The organism is Synergistaceae bacterium DZ-S4, assembly GCA_025943965.1.
GTDB classification, from domain to species: domain Bacteria; phylum Synergistota; class Synergistia; order Synergistales; family Synergistaceae; genus Caenicola; species Caenicola nitritireducens.
The window spans coordinates 157,097-182,866 of sequence record JAPCWD010000002.1 but is presented as its reverse complement, the minus strand read 5'-3'; the positions used below and the strand labels follow the sequence as shown (position 1 = coordinate 182,866).

At 50.3% G+C, this 25,770-nt stretch carries 20 protein-coding genes; 3 read left to right on the top strand and 17 right to left on the bottom strand.

All coding sequences use genetic code 11. The features are described 5' to 3' along the window. Positions 1-86: 86 nt before the first annotated feature. Both OLM33_02255 and OLM33_02250 read right to left on the bottom strand, forming a co-directional pair. Positions 87-848 (bottom strand): hypothetical protein, encoded by a 762-nt coding sequence (locus OLM33_02255; protein MCW1712500.1) that lies wholly within the window; start codon positions 846-848, stop codon positions 87-89. Positions 849-990: 142 nt separating this feature from the next. Continuing rightward, positions 991-2,493, bottom strand: coding sequence for an S-layer homology domain-containing protein (locus OLM33_02250; GenBank protein MCW1712499.1), 1,503 nt, complete (start codon positions 2,491-2,493; stop codon positions 991-993). A 716-nt stretch (positions 2,494-3,209) separates the two neighbouring features. Between OLM33_02250 and OLM33_02245 the strand changes: the two genes are divergently transcribed. Beyond that, the gene (locus OLM33_02245; GenBank protein MCW1712498.1) at positions 3,210-5,093 is read left to right on the top strand and encodes a molybdopterin-dependent oxidoreductase; all 1,884 of its coding nucleotides are present in this window, start codon (positions 3,210-3,212) and stop codon (positions 5,091-5,093) included. 79 nt (positions 5,094-5,172) lie between these two features. Here the strand turns inward: OLM33_02245 and OLM33_02240 are convergent, their stop codons facing one another. From OLM33_02240 to larC, 3 genes are read right to left on the bottom strand one after another with little or no spacing between them, the layout of a single operon-like run. After that, a complete protein-coding gene (locus tag OLM33_02240) occupies positions 5,173-5,904 on the bottom strand; it encodes an NAD-dependent deacylase (GenBank protein ID MCW1712497.1) in 732 nt (243 codons plus the stop codon). Between the two features lie 4 nt (positions 5,905-5,908). Further along, on the bottom strand, positions 5,909-6,814 hold the full coding sequence (locus OLM33_02235; protein ID MCW1712496.1) for a bifunctional 5,10-methylenetetrahydrofolate dehydrogenase/5,10-methenyltetrahydrofolate cyclohydrolase: 906 nt from the start codon (positions 6,812-6,814) through the stop codon (positions 5,909-5,911). Further along, positions 6,811-8,148 carry a nickel pincer cofactor biosynthesis protein LarC gene (larC, locus tag OLM33_02230; protein ID MCW1712495.1) on the bottom strand — a complete coding sequence of 446 codons (1,338 nt, stop codon included), beginning with the start codon at positions 8,146-8,148 and terminating at the stop codon, positions 6,811-6,813. Before larC ends, OLM33_02235 begins: the two co-directional genes overlap by 4 nt. Positions 8,149-8,291: 143 nt before the next feature. Between larC and OLM33_02225 the strand changes: the two genes are divergently transcribed. Next, positions 8,292-10,052: a hypothetical protein gene (locus OLM33_02225; protein ID MCW1712494.1), complete on the top strand. Its 1,761-nt coding sequence runs from the start codon at positions 8,292-8,294 to the stop codon at positions 10,050-10,052. A 71-nt stretch (positions 10,053-10,123) separates the two neighbouring features. Here the strand turns inward: OLM33_02225 and OLM33_02220 are convergent, their stop codons facing one another. The 9 genes from OLM33_02220 to OLM33_02180 form a co-directional block, all read right to left on the bottom strand. Continuing rightward, positions 10,124-10,705 (bottom strand): indolepyruvate oxidoreductase subunit beta, encoded by a 582-nt coding sequence (locus tag OLM33_02220; GenBank protein MCW1712493.1) that lies wholly within the window; start codon positions 10,703-10,705, stop codon positions 10,124-10,126. Positions 10,706-10,709: 4 nt separating this feature from the next. Continuing rightward, positions 10,710-12,470 carry an indolepyruvate ferredoxin oxidoreductase subunit alpha gene (iorA, locus tag OLM33_02215; protein MCW1712492.1) on the bottom strand — a complete coding sequence of 587 codons (1,761 nt, stop codon included), beginning with the start codon at positions 12,468-12,470 and terminating at the stop codon, positions 10,710-10,712. A gap of 94 nt (positions 12,471-12,564) precedes the next feature. Next, positions 12,565-13,296, bottom strand: a complete 732-nt coding sequence (gene pssA, locus OLM33_02210) for a CDP-diacylglycerol--serine O-phosphatidyltransferase (GenBank protein MCW1712491.1) — start codon at positions 13,294-13,296, stop codon at positions 12,565-12,567. Beyond that, positions 13,293-13,910, bottom strand: coding sequence for a phosphatidylserine decarboxylase (locus OLM33_02205; GenBank protein ID MCW1712490.1), 618 nt, complete (start codon positions 13,908-13,910; stop codon positions 13,293-13,295). Before OLM33_02205 ends, pssA begins: the two co-directional genes overlap by 4 nt. Then, positions 13,907-16,366 (bottom strand): DNA gyrase subunit A, encoded by a 2,460-nt coding sequence (gene gyrA / locus OLM33_02200; protein MCW1712489.1) that lies wholly within the window; start codon positions 16,364-16,366, stop codon positions 13,907-13,909. The genes OLM33_02205 and gyrA overlap by 4 nt, the downstream gene beginning before the upstream one ends. A 98-nt stretch (positions 16,367-16,464) precedes the next feature. Continuing rightward, positions 16,465-16,998 (bottom strand): nitroreductase family protein, encoded by a 534-nt coding sequence (locus OLM33_02195; GenBank protein ID MCW1712488.1) that lies wholly within the window; start codon positions 16,996-16,998, stop codon positions 16,465-16,467. Positions 16,999-17,015: 17 nt separating this feature from the next. After that, entirely contained in the window at positions 17,016-17,489 is a 474-nt protein-coding gene (locus OLM33_02190) for an Lrp/AsnC family transcriptional regulator (protein ID MCW1712487.1), read from the bottom strand. A gap of 165 nt (positions 17,490-17,654) precedes the next feature. Beyond that, positions 17,655-20,819, bottom strand: a complete 3,165-nt coding sequence (carB, locus tag OLM33_02185) for a carbamoyl-phosphate synthase large subunit (GenBank protein ID MCW1712486.1) — start codon at positions 20,817-20,819, stop codon at positions 17,655-17,657. A gap of 1 nt (position 20,820) precedes the next feature. Then, on the bottom strand, positions 20,821-21,873 hold the full coding sequence (locus OLM33_02180; GenBank protein MCW1712485.1) for a carbamoyl phosphate synthase small subunit: 1,053 nt from the start codon (positions 21,871-21,873) through the stop codon (positions 20,821-20,823). A gap of 264 nt (positions 21,874-22,137) precedes the next feature. Here OLM33_02180 and OLM33_02175 point away from each other — a divergent pair, with 264 nt between their 5' ends. Then, positions 22,138-22,629: a DNA-deoxyinosine glycosylase gene (locus OLM33_02175; GenBank protein MCW1712484.1), complete on the top strand. Its 492-nt coding sequence runs from the start codon at positions 22,138-22,140 to the stop codon at positions 22,627-22,629. Between the two features lie 20 nt (positions 22,630-22,649). Here OLM33_02175 and OLM33_02170 read toward each other — a convergent pair whose 3' ends face one another. Genes OLM33_02170 through OLM33_02160 form a run of 3 tightly spaced genes read right to left on the bottom strand, consistent with a single transcriptional unit; the run spans position 22,650 to position 25,768 of the window. Continuing rightward, entirely contained in the window at positions 22,650-23,867 is a 1,218-nt protein-coding gene (locus tag OLM33_02170) for an ABC transporter permease (GenBank protein MCW1712483.1), read from the bottom strand. Then, positions 23,864-24,559, bottom strand: a complete 696-nt coding sequence (locus tag OLM33_02165; protein MCW1712482.1) for an ABC transporter ATP-binding protein — start codon at positions 24,557-24,559, stop codon at positions 23,864-23,866. Before OLM33_02165 ends, OLM33_02170 begins: the two co-directional genes overlap by 4 nt. Before the next feature lie 6 nt (positions 24,560-24,565). Continuing rightward, positions 24,566-25,768: an efflux RND transporter periplasmic adaptor subunit gene (locus OLM33_02160; protein ID MCW1712481.1), complete on the bottom strand. Its 1,203-nt coding sequence runs from the start codon at positions 25,766-25,768 to the stop codon at positions 24,566-24,568. Positions 25,769-25,770: the final 2 nt, after the last annotated feature.

Sequence of the window (25,770 nt, the reverse complement as noted above, 5' to 3'; positions counted from 1 at the left end):
TGTTACAGAAATGTAACAGAAGCATATGAAGATAAAAAATGGGCAGAGTGCCGAAGCCTCTGCCCTGTTGTTTTCTGTATTGATCCTTACTGTTTTGCCAGCTCATCCAGACGCTTCTGGACCGTTGATATCTCCTCGTTTATCCCCTGAAGCTGCTTCTCGTGCTCAGCCTTGTCCTTGCGAAGTTTCTCAAGCCGCTTCAGAAGGCGGTCTGTTTCAAACCGCGCCGCAGTCTTTCCCTGGTAAAGCTTCGAGGGGTCGTCGTTATAAACGTCCCACATAAATTCGATCCTTCTGCCTTCCACGACCGGAGATATTGACGGAGAAAAAATCAATCTGACAGACTTCACGCCCTTTAACAGATCCTTTCCCGTCTTTTCGTCAAATCGGGGGAAGTAGACAAGCCCATCTTTTTTGCCCTGAAATTTGAAGTTGAACCTCTTATCATAATCGACCATCTTGTATTCCTTGTTCCCTATCATTAACTTTGCCATTATATCGAAGGGGCCAAGGTGCATCATAGGACCGTTGTTAATAAATTCGATCTGTATCGGGATCATTTCGTCAAGACGAAGCGCCCCTAAAAAATTATATTTATAGTCGTCGGTCTCCTGCTGTGTCCAAAGGTTCTTTTTTGCTTCGTTCTGTGTGAGAGCCTCTATGAACTCCGCAGAATAATAAGTAGCACGGATCTCTAAATTGTCGATCATGTTCTCCTTGTCGATATACTTTACACTTTTTGTCCACCTTTGGAGTACATTTTCAAAAGAGTCAGCAGAAACGATCGACGGAGCAACGATCAGAAATGCAACAATAATAAGCAAAAGAAATGAAAACTTCCTATTCAAAATTGTGGTCCTCCCCAGATACATATTTGAACCCTGAAAAACTCTACTAATTATAAGTCCGGGCCGCAGATTATGACAAGCATATTTTACCTAAAAAAAGAGAGACCCTCTCGGGTCTCTCTTAAGTAACACTTAAATCAGACTAGAAGCTAACGCTCGTACGGAACTTGATAAGATGGTCGTCGTTGTCAGCACCGAAGTCGATGTTGTCATAGACGAGCTGGAATGCGACTGCAGGTGTGTACTGGTAGGTTACGCCTGCTGTGTAGTTCTCTGCATCTTCGACGCCTTCTGTGTCGAAATCAGCCTTCGCGTACTTCAGGAAGGTGGTCCACTTGTCGTTCCAAACCTGTTCCGCGCCAATCATCCAAACTGTCGTCTGGTTGTCATTCAGCGGCATAGCGTCTGTTACAGAAAGTGAAATGCCCCAGTCCATGTTGTTCTGCTGGTTGAGTCCATAGAAGCTGTTGTCGATCTGCATATACTGCACCCAGAGACTCGTGAACTTAAGCATGTCCTGCTTCACATCGAGTACTGCCTTCCATGCGCTCGGGCTGTCATCGAATCCGCCGACAAGATCCGCACCGAGATCCTGCATGTAGTAAATTCCCTTAAGTTCTACATTGGGATTGAATGCGAAGCCTGCGTAGATGGCATATGTGTTGGCATCGGCATCGTCTGCATCGGGATTTATGCCATCATCATCGAAGCCATCTTCATCTTCATCAACAAATACATTGGCATCGCCCTGGAGCCAGTAGCCTGTTGCGCCGATCCAGAACTTCTCGTTCGGACGGAAGTTGAGGTCGAGAGCGTAGTGCATGTATTCTCCGAGTTCACGGTCCGTTGGGGAAATACCTGCGTTACGTGCTACGATAGCCGTACCGGTAAAATTACCCCATGACTTAGCAGCGCGGAAACCATCCATACGGTAGCTTCCGAACATCGGGTTGGCGTCATATGCCCAGTAGAGGCCCTTATCGCCTTCGAAGTCCTGAAGCCAGCGGCCTACGCGGAAATCAACATCGTAGGGGAGCTTCATGTCTACATAGATACGGTCCCAACGGGTCTCGGCCATGTCGTTGCGGCCTGTACCGGCAACGTACTGTCCCATACGGAGACGCGCATAGAGGGAAGTCGTCTCGTCGATCTGCTTTGTCAGTACGAGTGCAAACCATTCCTTGTGAAATTCTGTCTCTGCACCATTTTCATTGTAAGCACCGTCGCCTGAGAAGTTGGCGTCAAACTGGAAGGATCCGCGGAGCTTCCAGCCGCCGAGGCGGTCTTCGAGGACTGCTACGCGTTTGTCGATTTTGTCGACCTTCACGCCGAGTGCATCGAGTTCGTCTTTGAATTCCATGACGAGCTTCTTCAGCATTTCGAGATCCTGCTTGCTTGCCTTCTCAGCGTCGATCTTCGCGAGTGCGCGGGCGACTACTGATGCCATTTCGTAACGTGTTGCGGGCTGTGCGCCTTTGAATGCGCCGTCGGGATAACCGGATACTACGCCGCGTGCTGCGAGCTGTGCTACTGCATCATATGCCCAGTGGCCTGCGGGTACATCCATGAACGGGTTTGCTGCGAATGCCGGTGCTGCGAAAGCTACCAGCGCGATTACTGCAAATACTGCCAAAAACTTTTTCATAGTAATGTACAACCCCCTTGGTTGTTTTTTTAGTTTTTTTATATCGCAGACGATCTGCGCGGGGGGTCGCCTCTGAACAGAAACAAGTCTCCAAGGTTTCCTCTTCTCTGTTCCGCGGCTCTCTCCCATGTTTCGCATCTGCCTTATCATTCTGCTCTCCTTTATTGGCGGGGGTTGTGTTCCACCACCTTTCGTGCCGTCAAGGGTCTTTGCAGAAGTCCAAGCTATTTGGGGTCCAAATTGTCAAGATTCGGATGTATGCGGGGAATATCCCGCTGTGTAAGATTATACAAGTATATTTACTGTGTCATATAGGCCTGTAGACTCATTTTATCATATAAGTCTCTCGCTGACAGGGGTTAAGGAACATTTCCGTGCAAAAACTTCCTTCATCCTGATGATTTTCCAATTATAGCTCAACCTTACCGCCGTTTGCCACTCTTGGATTCAAAACCTCTCTTTTTCGTCTTCTCTGCATGTATTTTAACGGAGATCGAGTGGCTCTAAAATATTGAAGTCGCTCGATTCCCGATCTCAAAACGCATTCGAAATGGTTCGAATGCTATTGTGTTTTTATATGTTTCCTTAACAGGAAACAACATTCTCCCGATCAATCAAAAGCATGCGGGAAAGACGATGGAAAAGTTGAGTTATATTATATGTAGCCGACCAATTTGCCTTTATAATTATTGATCATCTTATTCGGAGGTACTGATATGCGATCGGAATGGAAAACAACCGCCTGCCCGCACGACTGCCCCTGTGCCTGTACCATGAGGGCAAGATCCATTAACAATAAAATTGAGATGAAGCCTCATGAAAAGAATAGGTGGACTGAGTTTATCTGCCCAAAGGGGCTCCGCTATGCGAATCGGGTTTTTGACCCCGGAAGGTTAAGGACCCCACTGCTCAGATCCGGCAGCGGCTGGGAAGAGCTCACTTGGGAAAAAGCATGGTCCATATGGGCAGACAAGGTTTCTTCGGGGATATCTGAGTCAGGGCCCCTATCTTTGATGTATTACTCAAGCGCCGGATCCATGTACTTTTCTAAGACCCTTATCCCACACATCTTCAATGAACTTGGAGGATATACCGGAACAAAGGGATCTCTCTGTTCAAGCATCGGATCATCGGGACTAAAGGAAGCCACACTCGGATGGGGAGTTCCCTTTTTGACTCCTGAGCTTCAGTCTGAGGCAAAGGGCATAATGCTTTGGGGAAGAAATTCCCTTGTAACGCAGCCACAGATAAGGCAGATCTTCCGCAAAATACGAGATAAAGGCGGTGAGATCGCCTCTCTTGAAATAAGAAATACTGAAACATCCGAAGCTGCCGACAGATCATGGTACATATCTCCGGGCGGAGATTTCGCATTGGCGGCATGGCTCTGCAAAAAATTGATCAGTATGGGAGTATCTTCGAATGAGTGGAAGAGCAGGGTCGTAAATTACGAGGAATTCCTTGTTAGCCTAAAGAGTCTCGAAGAAGAAAAGCTTCTTGATACAGCCGGTATAGATGAGACTGCAGCAGAGGAAATATTACTCTGGCTGATAAAATTCAGTCCTGTGACATATATGCCTTCTTACGGATCTCAAAGATATCTCCACGGAGACATGCAGTTTAAGTGGATGTTTGCCTTATCTGTGATCTCAGGCGGTTTCGAAGATCCGCGTTCAGGCCTCAGTTTTGGAAAGGACGAGCATGCGCTCTTTCCAAAAGAACTTATTCCCCGCTCTGACAATGTACGTAAATTCGGAACAGGCACGATGGGAAAAGAAATCCTTGATGCCTCACCAAAGATAAGTGTGCTTCACATAACAACGGCAGACCCTGTTATGCAGAACCCGGGAAGTTCAGGCATAGTCAGGGCCATGAGATCGGTCCCGTTCAAGGTTTGTACAGAGATATTCATGACAGAAACTGCGAAAGAATGCGACCTGGTGCTGCCCGCAGCGACCTACCTTGAAGAAGATCATGACTGGCTGGGGTCATACTGGCACAGCTTCCTTGTGAGGAGTGAGAGGATAGTCGAACCTCAGGGAATGGTGAAGTCGGATATAGAGATATTTAACGGGCTGGCAAAAACTCTTGGACTGAAGACGGATCTTGTAAAACTTTATGAAGAAATGGACAGGCTGATGCTCAGTGAAAAAAGGCTGGAAAAGGTATCGGAAGGACTTTATGAGTGGAAAGAACCAATATATTGGACCGACCCCGGAACTATGGCAAAACTGCCGGAGTGTGTCCCTGTGATAAGTCTCCCTGAAGAAGGAGAACTAAGGCTGGTCACTTTCCACGTGAAAGAGTATATAAACGGACACAGCTTCGACGCCCCAAATATACCCGACATTCCGGATATTTATATGTCTGCCGCTGACATGAAAAAACTTGACCTGACAAACAGTGAGAGGGTAGTTGTATATTCAAGGAACGGAGAACATCTAATAATGTGCGCTGTAGAAGAGAGTTCCCTGCGAGAGGGGCTGGCTTCAGCAAAACAGGGCGTGCCCGGCATAAACCTTCTTACAGAAGCACAGAAGGCTCCCGGATGCGGAGCCCCCTACGCCGAATGCTTCATCAGGGTCAAAAAAGCACTGTAACGACAGAATCCTGCCAATAAAAGAAAAAGGGGCTGTGTGGGATCGTAGTATCACATACAGCCCCTTTTTCTTTGCATCTCTATTTCATATAACCTGCGACTTTTTCAAGATAGTCCCCTATGCCCTCGTGCACGGCAAGGTCAGCGATCCTGTCCAGCGGAGTTTCGTCCCTGTTGACGATTATCAGTTTTGCTCCGCTGTTCTTTGCCTGACGGGGAAAGTAATTGGCGGGAGAGACAACCAGTGATGAACCAAGGACCACAAAGGCATCGCAGTCGGAGCTCCACTCGTCGGCAAGCCTCAGCGGTCCGTCCGGAAGCATCTCCCCGAAGAGCACTACTCCGGGCCTGAGAAGTCCTCCGCAGTCGCATTTTTCGCCGTTGAGAAAATGCTCCTTGTCCCATATCTTGCCGCAGGAATGACATCTCACGGGTTCCAGGCTGCCGTGCAGTTCGGCTATTTTAACTGAACCGGCTTTCTGATGAAGCCTGTCAACATTCTGGGTAATTATGCCCGTAACATAGCCATCTGCTTCCCATTGTGCAACGTATTTATGGCCTTTATTCGGCTTTACGCTCTCCGGAACATAAAGCCTTGATTTATAAAACTCCCTGAATGAATCATAGTCCCGTTCAAGCGCATTTACCGAGGCATACTGCATCGGGTCGACGTGAGCCCACATTCCCTCTTTGGACCTGAAGTCGGCAAGTCCCGATTCAGTGCTCAGCCCGGCACCGCTAAAGATAACGACTCTGCCTTTTTTGATCTGTTCAGCAAACCACCGCGCTCCGCTCTCTCTATCCATATCCATAAGATCACTCCTCACGTAATTTTTTCAGGTCAGGAAGCAGCAGGCTCTTCCCCAGTCTGCGCCTCGTGGCACAGAGAAGGAGATTCGCCAGCAGCAGGGAGACCGTTATGGGTCCCACACCTCCCGGAACCGGACTCAGCGCTTCCACATGCCCATCTGCCCCTGGTGCCACATCCCCGACCAGTTTTCCCTCTTCTGTGACATTAGTTCCTACATCGACCACCCATGCATGGGATGGCAGGAGATCCGGGTCTACCATGCCTGCTACTCCTGCGGCAGCAATAACCAGATCCGAACCGGCAAGCACGTCTTTGAGCTGCTCAGAGGAAGTCCTTGTGTGGCATACTGTCACCGTAGCATGCCTATGCATGAGCATCAGCGCGGCAGCCTTGCCAACGTTTGGGCTCCTTCCGATAACAGCGCACCTGCTTTGCTCAAAAGAGCTCCTGCCGTACCATTCAAGCAGCGAGATAGCCGCCCATGCTGTACAGGGAAGAGGAATAGCTGTTTCGCCAAGATACAATCTGCCAAGGTTTTCAGGATGGACGCCCTCAACATCCTTTCCTGATGGAAGGCCGTTCAGTATCTCGTCAACAGGCCAACCCTTCGGAAATGGGGTCTGCAGTATTATTCCGTCAACTTCCTGATTTCTGCCTATCGCCGCCAGTTTTTTCAAAAAATCTTCTTTTGGAATATCGCAGTCAAATTTTTCCAGTCTGGCTGATATACCTGCTTCATTAGAGGCTTTCAGCTGGTTTCTGATGTACCTTTCAGCAGCAGGGTTATCGCCCACCTGGACTGTTACCATCTGAGGCACCCAACCGTCTCTTACTCTGATGGCATCGACCGAAGCCGCTACCCAGTCCTTAATTTTTATCGAAGTGATCCTGCCATCAAGAATCAGCGTCATTTTCCTTCTTCCCCGATTTCAGAATGGTCATGCGAGTGGCTATGGGGATGGTGATGTCCGTGATGATGACCATGCGGATCCTTCAAGTCCTCTTTGGTCATATTCAGTTTTGTCTCAAAGTCTCCCTGTATAAGTTTCGAGGATTTTACAGCCGTTTCCCTTTCACGCGCGATCAGAGAACGGACCTCTGATAGTGGTATGGACCGCTCTGAAGCTATTTTTTTAATGTCCTCAAATTCGGGCATTTCCTTTATCATTTTGCCTTTCATGACCGCCATTTTTATCCTGACCGGACCAAGGGATGTTTCCAGTATTTCAGTACTTCTTTCAAGCATAGATCTCTCAACATATATCTTTCTGACTCCAAGAGAAGAGCTCTCCCTGAGGAGGGTCTCCTGCAGCAGTTCTGAACCGCTTTCATGGCACAGTACGCAGACCTTTACCGCCGGTCTGTTCTTCTTCATCTGGATGTTCTCAAACCAGACATCGAGAGCACCGCCGTCAAAGAGCCTCTCCATAAGGTAGGAAAGATCCTGAGGCAACATATCGTCTATGTTGGCAGAGAGCTCGACTCCCCTGTCATGAAGCAGGTCCTCCTTTTTTTTAAGCATCGTCACCCTCAGGATATTTGGTGGTGTGCCTTCCCTGCTTCCCAGCCCTATGCCTGTGTCTTTTATTTCGCCTTCCGGCATCCCTGAGAATATCCTCTCTCCGAGAGCCTTTACTAAAACAGCACCCGTAGGAGTGACCCTCTCCATCGGGTCGCCCGATGAATAGACAGGAAGGCCTTTAAGAAGTTCCAGCGTCGCAGGAGCAGGGACAGGCAATGTGCCGTGTGCGCACCGCACCGTTCCCGAACCTACATTGAGCGGTGAGAAGGATACTTCGGGCCATCCAAGATATTCAAGCATGATCATCGCACCGGTTATGTCGATTATGGAGTCGACAGCCCCGACCTCATGAAAATGTACATGGTCAGCCGGCTCGCCGTGCACCTTGCCCTCCGCTTCGGCCAGAAGGGTGAAGGCCTTGACGGTCATTTTTTTGATTTCATCTGAAAGCTCGCTCCCAAGCAGCATCTCTTTTATATCAGAGAGATGCCTGTGAACATGTCCTTCTCCCGGATCAACATCGAAGCGCAGACCCGAGATGCCTCCCCTCTTGTCCCTAAAGAAGTCCAGGTTATATCCTGAAAAAGGCACTTTTGAAAGTTCTTTTTTTAGATATCCGAAACCGCCGGACATGTCCAGGAGCGCGGCTAAAAACATATCTCCGGCTATCCCGGCGGAACAGTCGACATATAGTATTTTTGATACTTCAGCTATATTGTTCAATTTAGACTCCCCTTTGAAAATTGCTATTAATGCCTATATTAATGCCTATTCTATATTATTTTAAGCAATAATACCTTAGCTGTTAAATAATTAGATGTAAGCTTGTCCTATAATATTTTAACGATTTTAGGAGGCATTTAAAAATGCAGAGATTATTAAAAACGTTCATGGCCGCACTTTTTTTAATTGTTTTTTCAGGCGCAGCATTTGCTGCATCGTTCGGGCTTGACGTTGATTCAATATACTTCAATGCGGATGAAAAAGTAGACATAGTTGGTACAGGCACTTCAAGGATAGCAGACGGCACGCTCGACGCTTCTTTTACCCTTGCAGTAACCGGAGCCCAGGCTATAACAGAGATCTCGCTCAAAAACGAGACTACAGGGAAAATGTGGAGCACCTCTCCGTCAAACAATGTCGGACTGCTTACAGTAAAGAACAGCGGAGGCAGTATCCTGAACACTTCAGGCAGGCTTCCGGTCACACCCGTGCTTATGGGGGCTGACTTTAAGCTCTACTTTAACGATGCTGAAGGTTCAATACCAAGTGATTCAGATTTCACTGTGATCGTAAGGCTTATCGACAACCAGGAGGTCACCGGCAAGACAAGCGTAAAGGGATTCAACACTGCAGCTCCCGTAGCTGCCTCTCCCAATTCATCAGAAGGTATATACGCATTTGAGATAAACGGGACCAGCCAGCACGACTACGCCGGAAGAAATGAAAAAGTCGGAGCTGACGGCAGAAAAGACCAGCAGTTCACACTGTCCATTAATTTCAGAGATGCAGCTGTCAGGGGCGTAAAAATATCGGCACAGACCTACTCCCAAAATGCTCAGTGGGATACCGCAGCTGGAAACAACATCCCGATAGTAACAGTTGTCGACAGCGGAAACAACATAATGAACAGGACAGACGGTACTGTCGCCTTTTCCGTAAGAGGTACACACAAATACACTCTCCTTACTCAGGACACAGACGGAATAATGGCTGACCAGTCAGTCAAGGCAAGAATAACTATCAGCCTCGCTGACGGACGCATCTTCGAAAGAGATGCCGTCCCGGACAGCAATGCAACAGCGTTCAAAGAGACGCTTTCTGTTGAGTACAAAGGTACCGGAAGCTATGACTTCACAGGACAAAATGAAAAAATGGAATCCAATCTAAAACCTGACAGATCGATCCGTGCTGTAATAAACGCATCAGGGACCATCACTGGTGTCAGGGTCAGATCCGCAACAAGCGGAAAGATCTGGGACACCATCGCAGGCAACAGAAACCCGTTGGTCGTATTGGTCTCCGGTCCCAAGCTGAACCATTCTGATGGCACGATCTCCATTCCTGTAAGCGGGGAAAAGGCATTGGATCTGTGGTTTGACGAGGAAGAGAGCAGAAATGTGGGACCCTACCATGTGACCTTTGTAATGTCCAACGGACAGGTCTTGGAGGCATCGACGGGCAAGGCCCCGGCGGAACAGGCTGTTCCCGCTGCTACAGTCACCAGGGCAGACCGAGCGGTTGTCTTTGCATCAGCCAAACCTGCAGTGGTCAACGTAGACCTCGTGGGCAAGAACAAGAAGCTTTCTGCCAGCGGATCAAAGGATACCTCCGTCAACATCAAAGTCACAGGAAGCGGCAACGTTACTGCCATAGTCCTTACAGACAACACAGGAAAAGGCTGGGACACCCTTCCTGCCAACAACGGAAGGTGGCTTCTGGGAGTAAGAGAGGGCAACAAAGTCCTCAACCAAAAGAACGGAACGGTTCGCATTCCTGTAAACGGCACAAAAACTCTCCAGCTTCTGATGCAGGACAACGGGTATCTTGCAAAGAAAAATGGAAAACTCAATATCTCTGTTACATGGAGCGGCGGAGAGGTCTCCGAGTCAACGCTTACCTGGTAGCCTTACGACAGCGCACCATTGAAAAAGGGGCCGACTTTTATTGGGCGGCCCCTTTTTTATTTGTGCGACAGCTATTGTTCGAGGCCCGCTTTGAAGGCCTTAAGGTTAAGATCCAGAAGTTTCGGAGGAATAAGCTCTTTCAGGACTGATTCCCAGTCTATGTCCTCAAGTCCCATTGCCTTGACAAGTGCACCCAGCAGCACTATGTTCTGTGCCTTGATGTTTCCAAGGTCCTCGGCGATCTTTCCCGCATTGAATACTTTGCAGTTGGGAACTTCCTTCTCAAGCTTTTCAACTACTTCATCGGGATATTTCGCTGCACCTGTAAGGACAGGCAGGGAGTATATCTCGAAATTATTGACGACAAGTCTCCCTCCCTTTTTGAGATATTTAAGCCAGCGTACCGCTTCGACTTTTTCAAATGCCACAAGGACGTCAGCCTCTCCTTCAGGAACGACGGGAGATGCCACTTTTGTGCCGAACCTCACATGGGTAGTAACGCTTCCACCGCGCTGAGACATCCCGTGGATCTCTGACATCTTTACATCGTAGCCTTTGCGCACAAGCCCCTCTGAAAGTATCTTCGAGGCAAGTATGGTCCCCTGTCCGCCTACTCCAACAAGAAGGATGCTTTTGGTATCGTTTTTCTTCATGGTCCTATACCTCCCTCGAAATGGCATTCTTCGGGCATATCTGCAGGCATATACCGCAGCCGTTGCATGACGCGCGATCAATGAATACGATGCCGTCTCTGAAGTTGAGGGCGGGGCATCCGGCCTTCATGCACATTTTGCACTTTATGCACTTATCCTGATCTATCACGCACTTCATGTTCGCCCTTGCCTTGATGACATCCTTTATTAGGGCACAGGGAGACGTCGTGATGATCACAAATGGTTCTGTGGACTCGTACCCGGCCCTTACGGCCTCTTTGGTTTCTGTAAGGTCGTACGGATCTATGAGACGAACGTTCTCTTCCTTTACGCCGCATGCCACGCAGAGAGATTTAAGATCTACCTGATGAGTATCCTCGCCCATCAATGTGCGTCCCGTTCCCGGGTTTTCCTGATGTCCGGTCATCGCCGTTATCCTGTTGTCAAGTATGTTGATCACTATAGGGGCTTTGTTGACGACAGCATCGATCAGACCCGTTATTCCCGAATGGAAGAAGGTAGAGTCTCCGATGACCGCGAAGACCTTCTCTTTTCTGCCGGCTTTTTCTACCGCCTTGCTGAACCCCACACCGCCGGAAACGCTGGCTCCCATACAGATGACAGAGTCGGTAACACTCAAAGGAGGCACTATTCCAAGCGTATAGCAGCCGATGTCTCCTGTTACAACAACATCTTTATATTTTCCGACCTCATAGAAAAATCCCCTGTGGGTACATCCAGCGCAAAGAACAGGCGGACGCGGGGGAACTTCTGCGTCAATGGCATAGCCTCCCTGATCTTCGCTGCCGGGAAAGAAAGCTCTTCTTATTATTTCCGGAGTCAGTTCGTCCACCCATGGGAGCTTTTCTCTGCCGGTACACTGTATTCCCATGATCTTAACGAAGTCTTCGATGTAGGGCTCATTTTCCTCTATCACATAAATAGTATCGACCATACCTGCAAATTTCCTTATAAGTTTTTCGGGCAGCGGCCATGTAAAACCAAGCTTCAGATATGATACTTCATCTCCGAATACTTCTTTTGCATGGTTGTAAGAAATTCCGCTTGTTATTATTCCTACCTTACCGGATGCACTCTCTATCCTGTTAAGCGTGGTAGTTTCGCTGAATTCCTTCAGCGCTTCGATCCTGTCTTCCATTATGTATTTGCGTTTCTTTGCCGATGCAGGCGCCATAACATATTTGGAGACATCCTTTGTGTATGCTCTTACAGGGACTTCTTTTCTGGGAGATGTTTTGACAAGTGTCTTGCTGTGGCAGATCCTTGTCGTGACCCTGAAAAGCACAGGGGTATCAAACTTTTCAGAAATGTCGAAGGCCTCTTTGACAAAGTCAAGACACTCCTGGCTGTCAGATGGTTCAAGCATCGCCAGTTTGGCGTGTGAGGCGTAATACCTGTTGTCCTGCTCGTTCTGAGAACTGAACAGTCCGGGGTCATCTGCGGTGACGACCACAAGGCCCCCGTTGACTCCTGTGTAAGCAAGCGTGAAGAGAGGATCAGCAGCAACGTTGAGTCCGACATGTTTCATTGCAGCAAGGGCTCTTCCTCCGGCCATGGAAGCTCCGGCAGCGACTTCAAGCGCGACTTTCTCGTTTGTTGACCATTCTGAATATACATCTTTGTAAGTTGACAAGTTCTCTAGGATCTCAGTGGAAGGTGTCCCCGGGTATGCGGCTGCCACATGCAGCCCTGCTTCCCAGGCGCCCTGGGCTATTGCTTCGTTGCCTGTCATGATTTTCTTCATCAGTTTGCCCCCTTTTTAAAAATCCCGGCCCCGGCTTTTTTGGCCGAAGTCGGGATCATAAACATGCTAAAAAAATCGGATCAACAAGGTATTTCTATTCTCCCTTTTCTGCAGGCCTTTCTTCAAGGACCCATTCGGCAACATCTATCTTTGCAAGACCGGTAAAAATATACAGAAGCGAGATGGCCAGGAATGCCTTTTCCCTCAGGACCACAAAAGAGATGAGAAGTATCCCAACAACGCCGTAGAGCTTGACTTTGTTAACATTATCCTTTTTCATCTTCTTCGCGTTGCAGTAAGGAACTGAGCTTACCATCAGAGCGCCTATGAAGAACATTATCGCTATCGCAGCCAGTGGTGTAAGCGGCACTTTGGCGATCACAAAGGCAGCAAGGGTCAGTCCGCCCGCAGGGATCGGAAGGCCCTGGAAAGGTCCCGAAGGCACGTGCATCACGTTGAAGCGGGCAAGCCTGAGGACTCCGCAGAGAGCAAAGAAGGAGGATGCCACAGCACCCCATACTCCGCCTTCCATTCCAATGTATGCCGCGTAGATAAGGAATGCGGGAGCTACACCAAAGCTGATCGCGTCAGCCAGGCTGTCGAGCTCTTCTCCAAAAACACTGCTTCCTCCCAGACTCCTCGCCACTCTTCCGTCCATTACATCAAAAAATACCGCAAAACAAATAAGAACTGCTGCCGGCACAAAGTGCTGATGGTATGTCATTATCAGTGAAGCCACTCCGCAGAATACGCTTCCGCTGGTTATCATGTTGGGAATGATCTTGCTGATCGGTATGTTCCTTATCTTCCTGTCGCGTTTTCTCATTCTTTTACCACTCCGATCACCGTCTCACCGGCCACTACCCTGCTGTTGAGTCCAACTGCTGGTTTAACGGCCTGAGGCAGGTAAATATCGACTTTTGAGCCAAGTTTAATCATACCATAACGCTGGCCCCTGTCCAGTCTGTCCCCCTTATTTACCCTGCAGACTATTCTTCTCGCAAGTATGCCGGCTATCTGAACAAGCAGAAAGCGTCCGTTTTCCGACTGGGCACCCACGTAGAACCGCTCGTTTATCTCCGATGCTTTCGGAGCTATGGCAAACCATTTCTTGCCCGGAACATATCTTACATACTCCACTTTTCCGGCAGCCGGGAAACGGTTGACGTGAACATCAAGTCCGTTCATGAAGATGCCTATCTTTACAGTCCTGCCGGTATATTCGTGATCAACTTCCTCGATCTCCACGACCTTGCCGTCAGCAGGGCTCACCCAGCCCGACGGAGCCTCCGGGATCCTCTCGGGGTCACGGTAAAACCATAAAGCAAGCATCATGGGAAAGGCAAGCACGACAGATATCCATGGTGATATGAGCCCTCCGCCGATCATCATGAACGCCAGTCCGAATATAGTCGGGAGACCGTCGCGCGCCAGCTTCAATCGAGTTCTACCTCTTCATCGGTCCTCACTATGCTTACATCAGCCACGGAGTCGCCTTCGTCAAGCCTTACGACCTTATATCCCGTTGCCGTACGGCTGAGGCTTGATATCTCGTTTGTATTGATGCGTACCATGCGGCCCTTTCCGCTTATGACGACTATCTCCTGATCGTCCGCAACTCCCCACGCGCCGACGAGCTTGCCCGTCTTATCCGAAAGCTTCATGGCCCTGACGCCATATCCGGCACGGTGGTGCTGTGTGAACTCGGAGTAGTTGGTCCTCTTGCCTATACCGAAATCGCTGATGAAGAAGACCTGGCGCCCTTCCGTCACAACGTCGCATCCGACTACGCAGTCTCCGTCGTCAAGCTTCATTCCGCGTACACCCTGGGCCTGCCTTCCAAGCGGGCGGAACTCTTCTTCGGCGACCCTCAGCGTCTGTCCCATCGATGTGGTAAGCAGGAGTTCGTCCTTTCCGCCGGTCACACGGACTCTGGCGATATTGTCATCCGGAGCCAGGGTTAGTACCCTGCGGCCGGCCCTCGTGAGGCCGTCCAGCTCTTCGACAGGCAGGCGTTTCGCAGTTCCCTTGCAGGTAACGAAGAAGACATATTTCGCCCCGTCAAGGTTGCTGTCCTTGATCGCAACAACGCGTTCGTCCTTGTCAAGGGTCACTATGGTCCCAACAAGTTTCCCCTTGCCTGTTTTTGGTTCCGGCAGGATATAGCCTTTTATTCCGAATACCCTTCCCTTGCTGGTAAAGAGGTACAGCGTCCTGTGAGTGTTCGTGATCGTCAGCAGTGCGATCTCGTCTTCCGCCTTCGTAGAAACACCCTTAACACCCTTTCCGCCCCTTGACTGGACTCTGTAGTCCTGCAGCGGCATCCGCCTGATATAGCCGTCCCTGCTCAGGGCTACGACTATCTCCTCTTCCGGGATCAGATCCTCTTCGGAGACCTCTTCGGCAGAGTTTTCTATGTCTGTTCTCCTCTTGTCGGAGTACTGCCTGCGTACTTCCATAAGTTCGTCCTTTACTACGGAATCAAGGATGATCGGGCTGCCAAGTATGCTCCTGTAGCGTTCGATGTCCATGATAAGCTGCGCCATCTCACTGTCGAGCTTTTCTCTCTCAAGTCCTGTCAGCCTCTGCAGGCGCATGTCAAGGATCGCCTGGGCCTGGATCTCGGTGAAATCAAGCCTTTCCATCAGGCTGTTTCTCGCAGTAGCGGCGTTGTCCGATCCCCTGATGATCCTTATGACTTCGTCTATGGCGTCAAGGGCCCTTAAGAGTCCCTCGATTATGTGAGCCCTGTCTTCTGCCTTGCGGAGCCTGAACTCCGTCCTTCTCCGGACGACAGTTCTGCGGTGGTCAAGAAAAACGAAGACCATATCTTTGAGGGGAAGTTCTTTTGTCTCTCCGTCTACGATCGCCAGATTGATAACTCCGAAGGTGCTCTGGAGCTGCGTTCTTGTATACAGCTGGCGCAGGACGAGGTTGGGGTCGGCATCGCGCTGAAGTTCAACGACTATCCTCATTCCCTCTCTGTCAGACTCGTCCCTGAGGTCCGATATGCCGTCTATCATTCCGCTCTGTACGCATTTGGCTATCGTCTCGATAAAATTTGTCTTGTTGACCATGTAGGGAATTTCTGAGATCACTATGTTCTCTTTGCCCTTGCGGGTCTCTTCGACATCCACACGGCCTCTTACTATAAGCCTTCCCCTTCCGGTCCTGTATGAATCTATTATGCCTTCGCGCCCGACTATTATTCCGCCTGTCGGGAAGTCCGGCCCAGGCATCAAAGCCATCAGCTCCCCGAGCTCCATGTCAGGGTCATCCAGCAGGGCACAGCATACATCAACAGCCTCTCCCAGATTGTGGGGAGGCATGTTGGTCGCCATTCCGACTGCTATCCCCGTACTGCCGTTTACAAGGAGGTTTGGGATACTCGAAGGAAGGACCAGCGGTTCGACAAGTGATTCATCAAAATTGGGGCCCCATTCTACAGTCTCTTCGTTGATATCCGAAAGCATTTCTTCTCCGAGAGAGTGCAGCCTGGCTTCAGTGTAGCGCATTGCCGCGGGGGGATCTCCGTCTATGGAACCGAAGTTGCCCTGCCCATCCACCAGGGGATACCTCATGCTGAAGTCCTGAGACATTCTGGCCATAGTATCATATATCGCAGAATCTCCGTGGGGGTGGAATTTTCCCATGGTCTCTCCGACTATACGTGCAGATTTTTTGAATGCCTGGTTATGCCTTACGCCCAGTTCCAGCATAGCGTAAAGCACCCTTCTCTGGACCGGTTTGAGTCCGTCCCTTGCGTCCGGCAGCGCCCTTCCGACTATGACGCTCATAGCGTAATTCAGGTAGCTCTGTTTTATCTCCTCTTCCAACGGAAGGGTTATCACCTTGTTGACTTCGAATATACTCGCCTGTTTATTTTTGTGATCCACTTTCACGCCCCCGAACTTCTTAACCATATGACAAGCGGCGGTGTTTCCGCCGCTTTATCTTAAAGACCAGTCTATTTTACCACCAGACGGGGACCTTTTCACCACTTGTTGGAATGCAGCGAATGTGGGTCTATCCCTTTGTGAGGATCTTTAGTTTCAAGTGCCCGGCCTATCGCGGCAATTCCCATGAGCGCTATCCCGGCGGGAACGTTAAGAAGCGACTTTAGTCTTCCTTCAAGGTCGTTGTCTCCGCGCTTCGCACCCAGCCACACCGATCCGAATCCAAGGGCATTTGCAGAAAGAAGGATATTCTGCATTGCTGCCGAACAGTCCTCCTCCCAGTACCTCAAAACCTTGCCCTCACGCTCCGTTTCGGAACAGACGACTATCGCCAGTGCGGCTGTTTTCAGCATCTTTCCGTAAGGGTGCAGATCTGCCATGCTGTCCAGCGTCTCCCTGCTGTCCACGACCACAAAATGCCACGGATGGTAGTTATTTGCGCTGGGTGCGGCACACGCGCACTCCAAAATAGTCTTCAGAGAAGCGTTGTCAACTTTTACTGACGGATCGAACCTCCGGAGGCTTCTCCTGCTGAGGATATTGTCTATCGCTTCCCGGCTTATCCGATTCATCGGAACTCAGGCTCCGGTCAATGGCTGTTGTTTGTCGGTTTTACCGGGTCTATCGACCTTCCGAGTACAGGTGATGAAAGGACTATCGCCGTGGTAGTCATTCCGCAGCTTCCCATCTGGCTTATGACGTCTTCGAGATGCCCCACCGAAGATACTACGACTTTGAGGATTACTCCGTCGCTTCCTGTAAGGTGGTGGCATTCAAGGACCTCCGGTATCGCCCTGGCAAGCTCATCCGACTGGTTGAGCAGCGCGACAGGGATGGCAAGGCGGATATATGCCATTATCGGATATCCGACTTTTGACTGGTCCACGACAGCCTTATAACCTGTGATTATCCCGGCATCCTCCATGCGGCGGACCCTTTCCGCAACCGCAGGGGACGAGAGACCGACTCTTCTGCCCAGCTCATTGAATGAAATTCTTCCATCTTCCTGAAGTATTTTCAGTATCTGTATTCCGATGTCATCTAGCAATTTGCCGGTTAACATGGATACACCTCCGCTTCCTTATCAAATAAAACTGTTTTGTTTAATGCACACCTATATATTAAAGCATTATTTGTAAAAATGGAAGAGCAGCCGTAATTTTTTTTGTGATCATTAAAAGTGATAATTCATTTCCAAAATATATGTGTGACGAACAGCTCTCCTTTGCTAATCCTGCTTTCCGTTGTTGCCTTTCAAGTTTTTAGTGAGGCTGTTTGCTACAGCCCAGGCAGCCGAAATTGAGTGGAGACAGGGAACTCCCGCCGCCGAGGCACTTCTTCTGAGTTCTGCACCGTGCATGATATGGCGGTCGTTCCCGCCGGGGATGTTCAGCACGAGGTCCCAGTCGCCCATCCTTAGCCTGTCAACAAGATCTTCCTGGGGAACTGTGTTGACCTCGATCCCCCATTTTAAAAGGTATTCCGCTGTTCCTGACGTTGCGTCTACCCTCCAGCCCAGAGAGGTGAACTGTGATGCAGTCGGCATGGATTCTGCTTTCTGGGAGTCTGCTACGCTCATAAGTATCCTCCCTTTGACCGGAGGCAGCCACCCGGCTCCCCTGAGACCGTCCATCATCGCATCGGCAAGGTCATCCCCAAGACCGAGGCTCTCTCCGGTGGACATCATTTTCGGACCAAGCTTAGGATCTATCCCGGGAAGCTTGTCGTTCGAGAAGACAGGGACCTTTACCCCCCACTGCCCGCTTTTCGGAAGGATGCCCGTTCCATGGCCCATTTCGCTCAGTTTTTCACCCAGTGCGACTCCGACGGCAAGATCCACCATCGGGATCTTCGATATCTTGCTGCAGATAGGGACTGTGCGGCTTGCGCGGGGATTTGCCTCTATGATCCAGAAGATCCCGTCCTTGAGGACGAACTGTATGTTCAGAAGGCCATGGATATCCAGCTCTTTTGAGATCATTTTGACGGTATCAAGGACCTTCTTCTTCTGCTCGTCGCTGAGCGAAAAGCTTGGAAATACCGCGATCGAATCCCCTGAATGTATTCCCGACGGGTCGATGTGTTCAAATATGCCCGGTATGAGCACATCCTCGCCGTCGCATACGGCATCGCACTCGAACTCTTTCCCCTGAAGAAAACGGTCTACCATTACTTTCTGCCCGGAGACCGCCTCAAATGCCTCGGAAAGAACTTCGAGCATCTCCTCTTCGCTGTAGACCGTCTTCATTGCAACCCCGCCTATTACGAAGCTTGGCCTTATCATAAGCGGATATCCCAATTCCAAACCGACTTTACGAGCTTCCTCGATAGAGGCCACATCGACTCCTTCAGGCTGGGATATCTTAAGCTTTTTCAGCAGCCTCGAGAATTTTCCCCTGTCTTCAGCAGCATCTATAATATTTTGATCAGGCCCCAGGAGGCTTATCCCCTGTGATGCCAGGTCAAGGCCAAGCCTGAGCGATGTCTGGCCTCCGAAGCATGCGAAGACGCCCCTTGCCTTTTCCCTTTCGAGCACTGCCAATGCGTCATCGACATAGAGAGGTTCAAGGTACAGTGCGTCGGAGATGTCGTGGTCGGTGCTCACCGTCTCCGGGTTGACGTTCATCATGATAGCCCTTATGCCCCGCCTGCGGAGGGCCTCGACTGCCTTCACGCAGCAGTAGTCAAACTCGACGCCCTGAGCTATCCTTATGGCGCCCGAACCGAGGACAGCCACTCCCCCCTCGGACTCGTCCCATGGGTCACTCCTAACGCCGTAAGCTGCATAATAGTACCCGGACCCTGATGGGAACTCTCCGGCGCATCCGTCCACTTCACGGTATCCGGTGCAGCAGTTCTCTTCTTCCAGTATTTTAAGCGTCGCTTCCTTCGATATGCCAGCGGATGAGGATATTCGGCTTATCGACATTCCGTTCAGCCTTGCCGAGACCACGTTGCCGTTGACCGGGCCGTCCTCTTCAAGGTATTTCTCTGCCAGCTGGATCCTGTTGAGCTGTTCGATGAAATATCTTCTGATGTGAGTTCTCCTTGACATCTCTTCGACAGTGACCGAGCTCCTCCTGAGCAGTTCGGTTATCGCTTCAAGCCTTAGATATGTTGGAGCAGTGACCTGTTCCCAGAGTTTTCTCGTCTCCCAGGAACGCATTCTCCTGTCAGGGAGATACCTGCCCCTTTCAAGCGAACGGCAGGCCTTCACAAGAGCCTGGGCAAAACTTGCCCCGAGTGCCAGCACCTCCCCGGTAGCCTTCATCCTCGGGCCGAGCGATGAATCTGCCTGAGGAAAGGTATCAAAGGGCCACGAAGGCACCTTTACCGCGACATAGTCAAGCGCGGGTTCCGAAAGGGCACTTCCAGCGCCGGTGACGGGATTCGCCATTTCGGTAAGGTTCATCCCGATCGCGATCTTTGCCGCCATCCGGGCTATGGGATATCCTGTTGCTTTGCTCGCAAGCGCACTGGACCTGCTTGCCCTTGGGTTGACTTCGATAACATAATATTCTTTTCCGTCGGGGGAGAGTGCGAACTGAACGTTACAGGCCCCTCTGATCTCAAGCACGTCAACTATATTCAGAGCTGCGGTCCTGAGCATCTGCCACTCGCTGTCCGTCAGGGTAAGGGCAGGCGAAACAACAATAGAATCCCCTGTATGGACGCCCATGGGATCTACGTTTTCCATGCTGCAGACAGCAAGAGCGTTACCAAGATTGTCGCGGACGACTTCGACCTCTATCTCATGCCATCCCTCAAGATATCGCTCGATAAGGGCCTTGCCGACAGGCGAAGCAGTAAGCGCATCCTCTACCCTGACCACAAGATCCTCTATGTTTCTTACCACAGAATTTCCGGACCCTCCGAGTGTGAAATCCGGACGAAGTATGAGCGGAAGCGGAGTCAGTATCGCAAATTCCTGAGCCCCTGCCACGGAGGATATCCCCCTGCTGGCGATGATCGGCTGTTTTGCATCGATCATGGCCTTCCTGAAAGGTTCCCTTCCTTCGGCCCGTTCAATAGCCTCAGGCTGTGTGCCAAGCACTTTGCAGCCGTACTTCTTCCACGTCCCTCTCTTTTCGCACTCCATGCATAGGTTGAGCCCGGTCTGCCCTCCAAGGGTAGCGACCACTCCGTCCGGTCTGTATTCTTTCAGTACCTCTTCAACGACCTCCGGAAGGAGCGGCTTGATGCAGACGATGTCCGCCACTGTCAGGTCGGTCTGTATGGTGGCAGGGTTGCTGTTGAGAAGTATGACTTCGCAGCCCTCCTCTTTCAAAGCACGGCACGCCTGGCTGCCTGCGTAGTCAAATTCTGCAGCCTGACCGATCCGTATCGGTCCCGAACCCAGGACCAGGACTCTCTTTATGCTGTTATCCTTCATCCTATCTATCTCCTGACTCGCGGATATGTGCGACAAAATCATCGAATATGTATGATGCGTCTTCCGGGCCCGGCGACGCTTCAGGGTGGAACTGGACACTTGATGCATCAAATCCCCTGTGAAGCAAGCCTTCTACAGTTCCGTCGCCGAGGTGTCTGAAGGCCACTTCAAGCCCTGTCCCCCCCATGCTCTCTTCAGTGACTACGTACTGATGGTTCTGGCTGGTCAATATACCCCTGCCTGTTGAGAGATCCATCACCGGCTGGTTGGCTCCCCTGTGTCCGTATCTCATCTTATGGGTCTTTGCACCGCATGCCCTCGCAAGAAGCTGATTACCAAGACATATTCCAAGCACAGGCCTTTTGCCCAAAATTTTCCTTATTTCTTCCGTTTCACTATCAAGAACGGAGGGATCGCCGGGACCGTTGCTGAGTATGATGCCGCTGACACCGCTTGAAAGAATATCTTCTGCCTTGGCAGTGTTGGGGAATCTGACTACCCTGCAACCCCGTGCTGCCATGCTCCTTATGATGTTCTCCTTGGCCCCGAAATCCATTACCCCGACTGAGACATCCCCGTCTCCAGTCACTTCAATCTCTCTGCATGAGACTCTTTTGACCAGATCATGCGGAAGCTCTATTGTTTCGGGAAGTGCAGGCGAATGATCGAGCCTGCCCATTATCGAACCGGTCTCTCTTATTTTTAAGATCAGCTGTCTTGTATCGATCCCATCTATCAACGGAGTTTCATTTTCCTCCATCCATGAACTGAGAGGCTTGAATCGTCCATTTTCAGTTTCGTCGAGACAGGATACCAGTGCCGCGGAAAGCCATGCCCGTCGCCCTTCGAGGCGCTCGGTGTCTACACCGTATGTTCCCACCGGAGGGTATGCGAAGACAACGATCTGGCCGCAGTACGAAGGATCTGAAAGGGTCTGGGGATATCCGCATCCGGCTGTCGTAAAGACCACTTCGCCTTCGGTGGGAGTGCAGAGTTCGCCCCTTCCGCTCCATACGCTTCCGTCCGCAAGTGTCAAGAAGACTTTGTTTTTCATCTTTGCTATCCCCTTCATCACCATTAAAAATGGAAAATAAGTTCCGCTTTTTCTCCGGCAGGATAGTTAACTAAACCTAAAATTTAGTTTTGTATATTTTGTATATTTACCTGCGGTTCAAAGTTCTTGAGTATTATAACGTGGAATTGGGATTCGTCAAGAGTATTTTTTGTCCGGAAAATCAGGTTGCAGCAAAAGTTCAATCGGTTGCATAAATTTATAATTTTCATTGCGGGTTATAATTGGTCCGGGAGGATGGAAAACGTGGAATACAGCTTTCAGCCAATAATAGATAAAAGGTCAAAGGTGCTTATTCTCGGCTCGCTTCCGGGGGTGAGGTCTTTGAGGGAGAATGAGTACTACGCGAATGGACAGAACAGTTTCTGGAAAATTATGTTCTCTGTATTTGTAATGCCTTATTCTTCAGATTACAGGACTAAGATCGGGCTTCTGGCTGAAAACCGCATCGCACTGTGGGATGTGATAAAGTCAGCTGAGCGCACCGGGAGCAGCGACAGCAGCATCAGGACCGCGATCCCGAACGATGTTCCCGGATTGCTTAAAGGATATCCTGCCATATCATCCATAATTTTTAACGGCGGTTTTGCATTCAGAAGCTACAGAAATTATTTCGGCAAGCCGCATTTGCCCCATACGACACTGTTATCTACAAGTCCGGCATGCGCCGGCAGAGACAGGGAAAAGACGGACATGTGGGAAAGAGCGGTGAGAGACGCGCTGAGGGGCGAGCTCTAAAGAGAGGACGCCCCTTGGTCTTATTCGTATTTCAGCGCGTCGATCGGATCAAGAAGGGAGGCCTTCCATGCCGGGTAATAGCCGAAACCTATGCCGACAAGGGCCGAAAAGACAAATGCCAGTATTATGGACCCGGCGGAAAATATAGGCGGGGCTGCTGTAAACGAAGCAAGCGCATGCCCCGCAAAGACGCCCAGTATTATTCCCAGTGTGCCGCCTACCATCGAAAGAACTACCGCCTCAATAAGGAACTGGAAACGGATGTCCCGTGACTTAGCCCCGACTGCCATCCTTATCCCTATCTCCCTGGTCCTTTCAGTGACAGAGACGAGCATTATATTCATTATGCCTATTCCCCCGACCACAAGGGATATTACAGCTATGGAGCCGAGGAGCATAGACATGATGGCCGTAGTCTTCCGGCGCGCCTCAAGCATCTGGGATATGTTCCTGACGGAGAAGTCGTCCGGTTCTCCGGGCCTGATCCTGTGCCTCTCCCTCATAAGGACCTCCGTCTCATTCTGTATGTACTGAAGCGCGTTCATCGAAACACCCTTGACGTATATGGTGCTTATCCTTCCGGGAGTGTTCCAGCGGACAAGCCTCCTCTGCGCTGCCGTCAGGGGAACGAGGACAAGGTCGTCCTGGTCCTGCCCCATGGTATTCTGGCCCTTCGTTCTGAATACACCGATTATCGTGAACGGGACCTTCTTGATCCTTATTGACCTGCCTACAGGGTCTTCACCAAAGAACATCTTATCCGCGATGGTCTTCCCTATCACAGCAATCTTGGCACCCTGTCTTACGTCGCTGTCATTGATGTTCCTGCCGTACTCCACCTCCCTGTCCTGAACCAGTGAATATGCGGGAGTGCTTCCTATGACGCTCGTACTCCAGTTAGTGTTGCCGTAAACAAGCTGGGCAGATGTATTGATCATTGGCGCCACTGCCTCGATCCCGGAGACCTCCCGCTCTACGGCAAGGGCATCATCATATGTGATGTATCTGACGGTGCCCGAAGCTGACGATGCTGATCTGTCAGGAAATACCATTATAAAGTTGCTTCCGAAGGAGGCGATCTGTTCGTCTATGCTCTTGTTCGCTCCCTGGCCTACGGCGAAAGCTGCTATTACGGCCGCTACACCGATTATGATGCCCAGGGCAGTAAGCATCGACCTGGTCTTGTTCCGGCGCAGCGCCCTTACTGCGGTGCGGGAGATCTCTGTCATCGATATCATGCGCTTTTCACCATCCGGTTTGGTTCATCGCTCGTTATCATGCCATCCTTGAAATGAACTATCCTCTTTGCGTAAGCGGCGACGTCAGGTTCATGGGTGACCAACAGTATCGTTGTCCCCTCTTTCTCGTTGATCTTTTTGAACAGTCCCATTATTTCGTCGCTTGTCTTCGAGTCAAGATTTCCGGTAGGTTCATCAGCCATAAGGATAGGGGCCCTGTTTACTATGCCCCGTGCGATCGCGACTCTCTGCTGCTGGCCCCCCGAAAGCTGTGTCGGCTCGTGGTATAGCCTGTCTTCCAGTCCCATCTGGATGAGGGCTTCTTTAGCCCTCTCCCTGCGTTCTTTTTTCTGCATTCCTGCATATAGGAGCGGAAGCTCTACGTTCTCCAACGCGCTTGTCTTCTGCAGCAGGTTGAATCCCTGAAAGACGAAACCGATCGTCCTGTTTCTTATCACCGCAAGCTCATCGCTTTCAAGGTCATTGATATTCTGTCCGTTAAGAAAATATGTCCCGGATGTTGGTTTATCCAAACACCCGAGAATGTTCATAGTAGTTGACTTTCCTGAGCCCGAAGGGCCCATCATCGCAACGAACTCACCCTTTTCAACAGAGAGGCTTATCCCATGGAGTATCTCCACTTCCTCTCTGCCCATGCTGAAGCTTTTGCGGATATCCTTCAGTTCTACCAATGTCATCTATTTCGCTCCGTTGGGAACGATGATCCCCGTAATTACCTCATCGCCCTCTTTGAGCCCGGAGATTATCTCCGTGTTCTGTCCGTCTGATATGCCTTTTTTGACCTCGATCCTTACCGGGGCTTTTTTATTGAGCATGTATACAGCCGGGGCCTTTACTTCAGCCACTGTCTGTGCACCCATCCCGGGAGGCCCCTGCTGCTTCTGGTTTGCTGAAGGATCCGCGGGCTTGAACCTGAAAGCGCTGTTCGGAACCACGATCACATCCTGCCGTTCTTCAACGATAAGCGAGACATTTGCAGTCATCCCCGGCATCAGGAGTCCCTTATCATTGGAGACTCTCACTATTACCGCATATGTAACTACGTTGTCGGTAGTTGTAGGCGAAAAGCGCACCTGAGTAACTTTTCCTTCGAACGGTTCGTTGGGATGGGCATCAACTGTAAAGGTCGCCTTCTGTCCCTCCCTCACTCCTCCGATATCGGCCTCGTCGACATTGACTTCGACCTGCATCTGGCTGAGATCCTTCGCTATCTCCGCAATGCTCGGGGTCTGATAACTTGCCGCGACAGTCTGTCCCTTCTCAACGTTCTTGGATACCACCACCCCGTCCACTGGAGAGTATATCTTTGTATAACCCAGGTTGATCCTTGTTTTTCTCAGAGTGGCGTCATACTGACTGATCCTTGCTTTTGACGCAGCGACCTGTGCCCTTGCAGTAAGGTAGGTTTTTTCGTCTGTATCGATATCAGCTTTTGCTATCAGGTCCTTTTCAGCCAATTTCCTTGTTCTGGAAAGGCTCTTTTCGGCATTGGCAAATACTGCCTCAGAATTCATAAGATCTGCTCTGGCTGCCATAAGGTTCGCCTCTGCCTGTGCAACGTCGGCCTCCTGTGTGGCCGAATCTATCTCAGCAATGATCTGTCCTTTTTTTACTACACTGTTGTAGTCGATGTATATTTCCCTGACTGTGCCTGATATCTGGGTACCGACATCCACAGTTTCCACAGCATCAAGGGTGCCGGTGGCCTGTATGACTGAACGCAGATCCGACCTGACTGCCCTTTCTGTCCTGTAGCTTATCTCATCAGAACTTCTGCCGTAATTCCAGTAAATTACCCCAAACAGCGCGGCCAGCAAGAGTACTGCTCCGATGATCCTGCCCTTAAGTTTTTTTGAAATTTTCCTGCCTGCAATGTTCATTC

Coding starts and splice junctions, on each gene's coding strand:
- OLM33_02250 (MCW1712499.1), bottom strand. CDS start 2,493: ATGAAAAAGTTTTTGGCAGTATTTGCAGTAATCGCGCTGGTAGCTTTC.
- OLM33_02245 (MCW1712498.1), top strand. CDS start 3,210: ATGCGATCGGAATGGAAAACAACCGCCTGCCCGCACGACTGCCCCTGT.
- OLM33_02240 (MCW1712497.1), bottom strand. CDS start 5,904: ATGGATATGGATAGAGAGAGCGGAGCGCGGTGGTTTGCTGAACAGATC.
- OLM33_02235 (MCW1712496.1), bottom strand. CDS start 6,814: ATGACGCTGATTCTTGATGGCAGGATCACTTCGATAAAAATTAAGGAC.
- OLM33_02225 (MCW1712494.1), top strand. CDS start 8,292: ATGCAGAGATTATTAAAAACGTTCATGGCCGCACTTTTTTTAATTGTT.
- OLM33_02220 (MCW1712493.1), bottom strand. CDS start 10,705: ATGAAGAAAAACGATACCAAAAGCATCCTTCTTGTTGGAGTAGGCGGA.
- iorA (MCW1712492.1), bottom strand. CDS start 12,470: ATGAAGAAAATCATGACAGGCAACGAAGCAATAGCCCAGGGCGCCTGG.
- pssA (MCW1712491.1), bottom strand. CDS start 13,296: ATGAGAAAACGCGACAGGAAGATAAGGAACATACCGATCAGCAAGATC.
- OLM33_02195 (MCW1712488.1), bottom strand. CDS start 16,998: ATGAATCGGATAAGCCGGGAAGCGATAGACAATATCCTCAGCAGGAGA.
- OLM33_02190 (MCW1712487.1), bottom strand. CDS start 17,489: ATGTTAACCGGCAAATTGCTAGATGACATCGGAATACAGATACTGAAA.
- carB (MCW1712486.1), bottom strand. CDS start 20,819: ATGAAGGATAACAGCATAAAGAGAGTCCTGGTCCTGGGTTCGGGACCG.
- OLM33_02180 (MCW1712485.1), bottom strand. CDS start 21,873: ATGAAAAACAAAGTCTTCTTGACACTTGCGGACGGAAGCGTATGGAGC.
- OLM33_02170 (MCW1712483.1), bottom strand. CDS start 23,867: ATGATATCGATGACAGAGATCTCCCGCACCGCAGTAAGGGCGCTGCGC.
- OLM33_02160 (MCW1712481.1), bottom strand. CDS start 25,768: ATGAACATTGCAGGCAGGAAAATTTCAAAAAAACTTAAGGGCAGGATC.